At 64.5% G+C, this 6,394-nt stretch carries 3 protein-coding genes and 1 pseudogene; 2 read left to right on the top strand and 2 right to left on the bottom strand.

Features of this window, described 5'->3' with window-relative positions; translation table 11 throughout:
- Positions 1–116: 116 nt before the first annotated feature.
- Entirely contained in the window at positions 117–2,216 is a 2,100-nt protein-coding gene (recG, locus tag B4E36_RS23380) for an ATP-dependent DNA helicase RecG (protein WP_292054827.1), read from the bottom strand.
- 92 nt (positions 2,217–2,308) lie between these two features.
- On the opposite strand from recG, the gene B4E36_RS23375 reads away from it, so the two are divergent.
- On the top strand, positions 2,309–2,611 hold the full coding sequence (locus B4E36_RS23375; protein ID WP_345900875.1) for a succinate dehydrogenase assembly factor 2: 303 nt from the start codon (positions 2,309–2,311) through the stop codon (positions 2,609–2,611).
- Between the two features lie 14 nt (positions 2,612–2,625).
- A complete protein-coding gene (gene mfd, locus B4E36_RS23370; protein WP_345900874.1) occupies positions 2,626–6,117 on the top strand; it encodes a transcription-repair coupling factor in 3,492 nt (1,163 codons plus the stop codon).
- On the opposite strand, the pseudogene B4E36_RS23365 reads toward mfd, so the two are convergent.
- Positions 6,083–6,394: pseudogene (locus tag B4E36_RS23365) on the bottom strand (hypothetical protein); the annotation flags it as partial. The gene mfd and the pseudogene B4E36_RS23365 sit on opposite strands and share 35 nt — an antisense overlap.

The following is a 6,394-nucleotide window of genomic DNA, read 5'->3' as shown; positions in this document are numbered from 1 at the left end:
CGTGCTTGACACGAGCATCCAGGCAACACGGAGAACGCCGCCTGGACCCTCGGATCAAGTCCGAGGGTGACACCTGATAGGGGAGAGAACATCAGGCAGGCGAGGCGTGGACCACGCTACCCCGCGTTGAGATACCGGATCGCTTCATCGCGGCGGAACAGATAGAGCAGGGTCCTGAGCGCCGTGCCGCGCTCGCTCTTGAGCTCCGAGTCCTTGCTGACGATATAGCCGGCATCCTTGCGGGCGATGGCGAGGATGTCGCCATGGGCCTCAAGGCTGCCGAAGCGAAAGCCCGGTATGCCGGACTGGCGGGTGCCGAGAAGTTCGCCTTCGCCGCGCAGTTTCAGATCCTCCTCGGCAATGCGGAAGCCGTCATTGCTTTCGCGCAGCACCGAGAGCCGGGCGTGGCCCATTTCCGAGAGCGGCCCCTTGTAGAGCAGGATGCAGGAAGAGGCCTCGTCGCCGCGGCCGACGCGCCCGCGTAACTGGTGAAGCTGGGCGAGGCCGAAGCGCTCGGCATGTTCGATCACGATGATCGAGGCATCCGGCACGTCGACGCCCACTTCCACCACCGTGGTGGCGACCAGCAGGCGGGTCTCGCCCGAGCGGAACGCCTCCATCGCCGCGTCCTTGTCGGCGGACGACATCCGGCCATGGATCAGGCCGACCTTGTCGGGGCCGAGCGCCTTTGCCAGCGTTTCGTAGCGCTCCTCGGCCGACATCAGCTCGACGGCCTCCGATTCCTCGACCAGCGGGCAGATCCAGTAGGATTTTTTTCCTTGGGCCAGCGCATCGCGCAGCCGGCCGACGATATCGCCGATCCGCTCCAGCGGGATCGTGACCGTCTGGATCGGCTTTCGCCCGGCCGGTTTCTCGGTGAGGTTGGAGACATCCATGTCGCCGAAGGCGGCGAGCACCAGCGTGCGCGGTATCGGCGTTGCCGACATCACCAGAAGATGCGGCGCCATGCCCTTGGCCGTCAGCCTGAGCCGCTGATGGACGCCGAAACGGTGCTGTTCGTCGACGATCGCAAGCCTGAGATCGTGATAGGCAACATTGTCCTGAAACAATGCGTGGGTGCCGATCACGATCCTTGCCTCGCCGCTTGCGATCTTGGCCTCTATCTCCTTGCGCTCTCGCGCCTTCGTCTTGCCGGTCAAAAGGCTGACGGTCACGCCGGCTTTTTCGGCAAGGGCTGCGATGCCTTCATAATGTTGGCGCGCCAGAATTTCGGTCGGCGCCATCAGCACCGCCTGGCCGCCATCCTCGACCACGGCCAGCATGGCGAGCAGGCCGACAATGGTCTTGCCGGAGCCGACATCGCCCTGCAGCATGCGCAGCATCCGGGTTTCCGTCGACATGTCCTCGAGGATCGCCGTCACCGCCTGCTGCTGGCCTTCTGTGAGTTGAAAGGGTAGGGCGGCGCGCACCTTGTCCGACAGCGCGCCCGTTGCGCGCACCGGCCGGCCCCTGGCCCTGCGCATCCTGCTTCTGACCAGCGACAGCGAAAGCTGACCGGCCAGAAATTCGTCATAGGCCAGCCTGCGACGCGCCGGGGCCTGCGGCTCGATATCGGTTTCATCGCGGGGATTGTGGAGGGCGGCAAGCGCCTCGCCGGTCGTCGGAAAGCCCTGTTTCGCGACGATTGCGGGATCGATCCATTCGGGAAATACCGGAACCCGCGCAAGCGCCGATTCGATCGAGCGACGCAGGATTTTCGCCGAGAGGCCGGCCGTCATCGGATAGACCGGCTCCACCGTCGGCAGCGTGTCGGCTTTCTCGACCGGCACGATATAGTCGGGATGCACCATTGTCGGGCGGCCGTTGAACCATTCGGCGCGGCCGCTCACCACCACGGTCTCGCCAACCGGCAGCGATTTCTCCAGCCAGTCGGCCTTGGCGTGAAAGAAGGTCAGCGTCAGTTCGCCGGTCTCGTCGTGGAGATAAACCCGATAAGGCGCGTTGGAGCGGGAGGGGGCGGGCTGGTGGCGGTCGACGCGGCCTTCGACGGTCACGATCGCGCCTTCGGGCAGATGCGCGATGCCCGGCTTCAGCCGCCGGTCGATCACCGATGTCGGCGCATGGAAAACGAGATCGATGACACGGGCCTCGTCCTCGCTGCCCGTCAGCTTCATCAGCAGCTTGGCAAGTTTCGGCCCGATCCCCGCGAGCGAGGAGGCCGGAGCGAACAGGGGATCGAGCAGTGCGGGTCGCATATTTTTGAAATGTACCCGCTGAACGGCTTTGGCAAGGCTGACAAGCGCGAAACGAGCCGCTATAGAGGCCAATCAACAGAGAAGGTATCGAAATGACCGGTTTGAAGCGCACCAGCGCCGACCTCGACCCGCGGCGACGGCGCATGCTGTTTCGCGCGTGGCACCGCGGCATTCGCGAAATGGACCTGATCCTCGGCCAGTTTGCCGAGGACAATATCGCCGATATGGACGATGCGACGCTGGACCAGTTCGAGACGATCATGGCCGAGGAAGACGCCGACCTGATCGCATGGATCAATGGTGCTTCGCCCGTGCCGGACCATCTGCGCATGAAGCTGTTTGAAAGCATCGCCGCCTACCGGCCGGATTTCGATCCGGTCGAAAAAAACGCCTGAAACGCGCGAAAACCATGATTTCCGGATTCAACCCTAAGAAACTCGAAAGCCTGAGCGGTGCGGTGACCATCGCCAATGCCGTGCCGGGCACGGAGCCGTTTGTGCTGGCCGAAATGGCGCGGGCCGGGCAATCGGTGGCCTATGTCCTGTCCGACGGCCAGCGGATCGCCGATTTCGAGCAGATGCTCGGCTTCGTGGCCCCCGATATTCCGGTGCTCACTCTGCCTGCCTGGGACTGCCTGCCCTATGACCGGGTTTCGCCCGGCGCCGATACCGAGGCGCGCCGGCTTTCGGCGCTTGCCGGCCTTGTCGCCCATGCGCAAAAGCCGCATCCGGCAATCATTCTCGTCACCGTCAATGCGATGCTGCAGAAGCTGCCCCCGCGCGAAATCGTGGCCTCGCTCGGCTTTTCGGCCCGCGCCGGGCAGGTCATCGACATGGACCAGATCGTTCATCGTCTCGCCGATGCCGGCTTCGAGCGGGTGCCGACCGTCCGGGCCGTTGGCGAATATGCGGTGCGCGGCGGCATACTGGACGTGTTCGTCCCGGGCGCGGAAAACGGCGTCCGGCTTGATTTCTTCGGCGATACGCTGGAAACCATCCGCGCCTTCGATGCCGCAAGCCAGCGCACCATCGGCACGGTCAAGTCGCTCGAGCTCAACGCCATGAGCGAGGTGACGCTCGGCGACGACAATATCGCGCGGTTCCGCAAGAACTACCTCTCCATGTTCGGCGCTGCCACCCGCGACGACGCGCTCTATCAGGCGGTATCCGAAGGTCGGCGCTATGCCGGGATGGAGCACTGGCTGCCCCTGTTCTACGAGCGGCTGGAAACCATGTTCGACTATCTCGGCGGTTTCAGCGTCGTCGTCGATCACACCGCCCGCGAGGCTGCCGCCGAGCGCGCCGCTCTGATCGAGGACTATTATCAGGCCCGACGCACCAATATGGACGGCGCGCGCGGCGGCGCGCCCTACAAGCCCGTGCCGCCGGATACGCTCTATCTCGACGACAAGGCGTTTTCGGCCGGCCTCGATGCCGTCCGGTCAATCAGGCTGTCGCCGTTCAACGAGGCTTCCAGCGTTGGCAAGCCGGTGATCGCGCTTGAGGCCCATGCCGGCCCGCGCTGGGCGTCCGAGGCCAAGGCGCGCGATGACGACGCCCGCACCAATGTGTTCGAACAGGCGGTGCGCCATATCGCCGACAAGCGCGCTGGCGGCGGCAAGGTGCTGATCACCGGCTGGTCGGAAGGCTCGCTCGACCGGCTGCTGCAGGTGCTGAAGGAACACGGGCTAGAGAAGATCAAACCGATCGGCGCTCTGGCCGAGGTCGAAAAGCTTGGGCGGGGCGAGGCGGCCAGCGCGGTGATGAGCCTGGAGGGCGGGTTCGAGACCGGCGATCTGTTCGTCATCGGCGAACAGGATATTCTCGGCGATCGCCTGATCCGCAAGAACCGCCGCCGCCGCAAGGCGAGCGATTTCATTGCGGAGGTTTCCGGGCTCGATGAGGGTTCGCTTGTGGTCCACGCCGAGCACGGCATCGGCCGGTTCATCGGCCTCAGAACCATCGAGGCGGCGGGCGCGCCGCGCGATTGCCTGGAACTGCAATATGCCGACGACGCCACGCTGTTCCTGCCCGTCGAAAACATCGAACTCCTGTCGCGCTATGGCTCGGATGCCGCCGAGGCGACGCTCGACCGGCTGGGCGGCGGGGCATGGCAGGCCAAGAAGGCGCGGCTGAAGAAGCGCCTGCTCGACATGGCCGACGAGCTGATCGCCATCGCCGCCAAGCGCGCCACGCGGTTCGCGCCCGTTCTGGCGACGGAGGAGGGGCTTTACGACGAGTTCGCCGCCCGCTTCCCCTACGAGGAAACCGAGGACCAGTTCAACGCGATCGAATCGGTGCGCGGCGATCTCGGCCTCGGCCGGCCGATGGACCGGCTGATCTGCGGCGATGTCGGCTTCGGCAAGACCGAGGTTGCGTTGCGCGCAGCCTTTCTTGCGGCCATGAACGGGGTTCAGGTCGCCGTGGTGGTGCCGACCACGCTTCTGGCGCGCCAGCATTACAAGACCTTCGCCGAACGGTTCCGCGGCCTGCCGATCAAGGTGGCGCAGGCCTCGCGTCTGGTTCCCGCCAAGGAACTGGCGCAGACCAAGAAGGATCTTGCCGAGGGCAAGCTCGATGTCGTGATCGGCACCCACGCGCTGCTCGGCGCCTCGATCAAGTTCGCCAATCTCGGCCTGCTGATCATCGACGAGGAGCAGCATTTCGGGGTGAAGCACAAGGAGCGGCTGAAGGAGCTGAAGAGCGACGTCCACGTCCTCACGCTCTCGGCAACCCCGATCCCGCGCACGCTGCAGCTTGCCATGACCGGCGTGCGCGAATTGTCGCTGATCACCACGCCGCCGGTTGACCGGATGGCGGTGCGCACCTTCATCTCGCCCTTCGATCCGCTGGTGATCCGCGAGACGCTGATGCGCGAGCATTTCCGCGGCGGCCAGAGTTTCTATGTCTGCCCGCGCCTTTCCGATCTTTCGGAGGTCGAGGCCTTTCTTCAAGCGGAAGTGCCGGAACTGAAGGTGGCGGTTGCCCACGGCCAGATGGCGGCGGGCCAGCTCGAAGACATCATGAATGCCTTTTATGACGGCAAGTATGACGTGCTGCTGTCGACCACGATCGTGGAATCCGGCCTCGACGTGCCAACCGCCAACACGCTGATCGTCCACCGCGCCGACATGTTCGGCCTCGCCCAGCTCTATCAGTTGCGCGGGCGCGTGGGGCGCTCCAAGACGCGGGCCTTCGCTGTGTTCACGCTGCCGGTCAACAAGCGGCTGACCGATACCGCCGACCGCCGGCTGAAGGTGCTGCAATCGCTCGATACGCTTGGCGCGGGCTTCCAGCTTGCAAGCCATGACCTCGATATTCGCGGCGCTGGCAACCTGCTTGGCGAGGAACAGTCCGGCCATATCAAGGAAGTCGGCTTCGAACTCTACCAGCAGATGCTGGAAGAGGCGGTGGCCGAGGCCAAGGGCGACGAGGATGCCGGCGGCTCCGACTGGTCGCCACAGATCGCGCTCGGCACATCGGTGATGATCCCGGAAAGCTATGTTCCGGATCTCAACCTGCGCATGGGGCTCTATCGCAGGCTCGGCGAACTGACGGATGCGACCGATATCGACGGCTTCGGCGCGGAGCTGATCGACCGCTTCGGGCCGATGCCGGAAGAAGTGCAGTCGCTCCTGAAGGTGGTGTTCATCAAGTCGCTTTGCCGGATTGCAAATGTCGAAAAGCTCGATGCCGGGCCAAAGGGGATCGTGGTGCAATTCCGCAACCGCGAATTCCCCAACCCTGCCGGCCTCGTGCAGTTCATCGCCGAAAACAGCGTTTCGGCCAAGATTCGCCCCGACCACAGCATCTATTTCAACCGCGACCTGCCGACGCCCGACAAGCGCCTTGGCCAGGCGGCGATCATCATGAACAAGCTGTCGAAGCTCGCCGCAGCCTGAAAACGCCCGCCGTCACCGCTTTGCCGCCCGAGGCGAAATCGGCGACATCGTAACGCGCGATGACGGCGAGTTCATGCAGAGGCAGATGGTCCCGGAAGGGATCTCCGATCAGAATATCCGCGCCCGTTTCGGCGAACGCGTTCAGGGTGGCAAGGGTTCGCTCGGCGGTTTTGGGGTCGTAGAAGACATCGCCCGCCAACACGACGGCCGGCTCCGGATTCGCGGCATGGGAACTGTATTGGGCGTCGCCCCTTGCTCCCATTACTCTCTCCCGCTG

Origin of the sequence: Martelella sp. UBA3392, from assembly GCF_002358775.1 — a bacterium.
In the GTDB taxonomy this organism is placed as follows: Bacteria; Pseudomonadota; Alphaproteobacteria; order Rhizobiales; family Rhizobiaceae; genus Martelella; species Martelella mediterranea.
The sequence above is the reverse complement of the archived record's forward strand: the minus strand, read 5'-3'. Positions and strand labels throughout refer to the sequence as shown.

Coding starts and splice junctions, on each gene's coding strand:
- recG (WP_292054827.1), bottom strand. CDS start 2,216: ATGCGACCCGCACTGCTCGATCCCCTGTTCGCTCCGGCCTCCTCGCTC.
- B4E36_RS23375 (WP_345900875.1), top strand. CDS start 2,309: ATGACCGGTTTGAAGCGCACCAGCGCCGACCTCGACCCGCGGCGACGG.
- mfd (WP_345900874.1), top strand. CDS start 2,626: ATGATTTCCGGATTCAACCCTAAGAAACTCGAAAGCCTGAGCGGTGCG.